We start from the raw sequence: 2,369 nt of genomic DNA on the forward strand, positions 1-2,369 counted from the left end.
AACACGGGGATGGCGGGAACGGCGCATGGTGCAGATTCCTTTCGGGAGGGTCAATTCCCCAACACTATAGACCTACCGGTCTGTTCACTGCCTGACGGGGACAGCGACGCTGGTCAAGCCCCGGCAGCCCCGCTCACGGGGCCACCGCGTGGACCCGCAGCGCGAGCTGCAGGTCGAGCTTGCGCGGCATCCGGTTCCAGTCATCCCCCAGCAGGTCGGTGATGCGCTCCAGACGTTGCCGCACGGTGTTGCGGTGCACACCGAGCAGCGCGGCGGTCCGGGCCACGTTACTGTCGGTGTCGAAGAAGGTCCGGGCGGTCACCAGCAGTTCACTGCGGTGGGTGGCGTCGTAGTCCACCAGTGGTGCGAGATCCGCGACAAGGTCGACCGGCAGGTCACCCCGGTGGGCGAGGTGGAGGACCGCAGCGAGGATCCCGAGACCGGTGCCGTCGGACAGCCCGGTGCGCCCCAGGGACTGCTGCGCCGAGCACGCCAGCTCGGCCTGCCGGTGGGCGTCCGGCAGACCGGTCGGGACGTCAACCCAGGTCACACCACCCCGCAGTGTCCATCCCCGCTGGGTGAACAGGGCCGGCAGGGCGTCGACCCACCGGGGGTCGCCGGTGATGACGCAGACGTGACGCCGGTGCGGGGCGACGATCATCGGGGAGGGCGAGGACGCCGACAGGGCCCGCACCACCCGGTCGACGATCGGGTCGGGGGTCTCCACGACGACCACGCACAGTCGGTCGGCCTGGTGCAGCCACCACTCCTCCAGTACCGCCGTCGCACCGACGGCATCGAGTTCCCCGCCGACCAGCGCACTGACGGCCTCGGTACCGTCGCGCAGGTCGATGGCCTCCCGGGCCCGGGTGAGCATCATCCACAGGGCGACGTGCAGGCTCACCCGTTCCAGCATGGTCTGCTCGGCCTCGCCGAGAGAACGGTCGGTGAGCAGCTGTCCGAACTCCTGACCCGCGGCAGTGACGGTGACGAAGGTCCCCGCGGTACGCTCCGGGGCCGGGGTGTCGGTGGAGGCGGCGAGCGTACGGCGGCCACCGGAATCTGTCAGCCACAGCTCACAGCCGAGAGCCTGGGAGCCGATCGCGAGCAGGGAGGACACCGGAAGTTCCGAAGCCACCGTCTCCACCAGACGCCGGTCGAGATCGAGTCCACGGGAGAGCTCGGCGACATCGGAGGCGCTGCGCTGCTGTTCACCGCCGGACTGCTCGACCAGGGCGAGCAGCTGCTCATGGCGTTGGGCGTTGTCGATCGCCACTGCAGCCTGATCCGCCAGGGACTCCAGCTGCTGTACCTCGGCGTCACTGAACTCCCGTCGCGCGCGGAAGGCGATGAGCAGGGCCCCGATGACCCGACCGGCGACGGTGAGCGGGGCGCCGAGCAGGGCACGGACCCCCTCACCCTCGACGATGGCGTCGATGTCACCGAGGTGGTGGAGTTTACGGTCGCTCCGGTAGTCGGCGGTCCAGTAGGAGGAGTGGCCGATGGCGACCCTGCCGAGGACGCCGCTGCCCAGCGGTTGCCGGATACTGGCGTACTCACCGGTGCGGACACCGTCGGTCTTACGGATGACGGTCTCGTTGCTGTCGAAGTCCGTGAAACTGACGTAGGCCATGTCGGCGTTCATCAGCCCACGGGTGTGCCTGACGACCACCTGAAGGGTCAGTTCTGTGTCCCGGAGCTCAGTGAGTTGGACAGCGGACTGCATACGCAGCCGAAGCCACTCGTCAGTGATGTTCTCCATGCACATATATTCCCACGCCGATGTCGTTTCAACCACTTCCGGCCGGACGCCCGTCCCCCTAGTGTGATGTGCCGTACAGATACCCCATCACCGTCAGGGAGATAACAACCATGAAGATCACCGGAGCAGTGCTCGAGGAGATCGGGCGCCAACGTCCCTACGCTGACAGTCACCCCCTCACCGTCAGCGATCTGGAACTCACCGCGCCCGGCCCCACCGAAGTCCTCGTCAAGGTCGAGGCGGCGGGCCTGTGCCACTCCGATCTGTCCGTCGTCGACGGCAACCGGCCCCGCCCCGTCCCCATGCTGCTGGGGCATGAGGCGGCCGGCCTGGTCGTGAGCACCGGTGACCAGGTCACCGATCTGACCGAGGGCGAGCGCGTCACCATGGCGTTCCTGCCCCGCTGCGGCGAGTGCGACGGCTGCAGGACCGACGGACAACTGCCGTGTGAACGCGGCACCGCGTCCAACACCGCCGGTACGCTGCTCCACGGTACCCGGCACCTCACCCGGGACACCGCCGACGGCACCGAGACCGTCCAGCACCACCTCGGGGTCTCCGGATTCGCCACCTATGCCGTGGTCGACCGCGCGTCCCTGGTGAAGAT

General features: G+C 68.3%; 2 protein-coding genes. One reads left to right on the forward strand and one right to left on the reverse strand.

Going from position 1 to position 2,369, the window contains the following annotated elements; translation table 11 throughout:
- Positions 1 to 133 precede the first annotated feature (133 nt).
- On the reverse strand, positions 134 to 1,762 hold the full coding sequence (locus tag QZV72_RS01715) for a helix-turn-helix domain-containing protein (RefSeq protein WP_297004447.1): 1,629 nt from the start codon (positions 1,760 to 1,762) through the stop codon (positions 134 to 136).
- A gap of 110 nt (positions 1,763 to 1,872) precedes the next feature.
- On the opposite strand from QZV72_RS01715, the gene QZV72_RS01720 reads away from it, so the two are divergent.
- Positions 1,873 to 2,369: alcohol dehydrogenase catalytic domain-containing protein (locus tag QZV72_RS01720; RefSeq protein WP_297004449.1), on the forward strand; the 497-nt coding region annotated here is incomplete at its 3' end.

Source organism: uncultured Corynebacterium sp. (assembly GCF_902782855.1).
In the GTDB taxonomy this organism is placed as follows: Bacteria; Actinomycetota; Actinomycetes; order Mycobacteriales; family Mycobacteriaceae; genus Corynebacterium.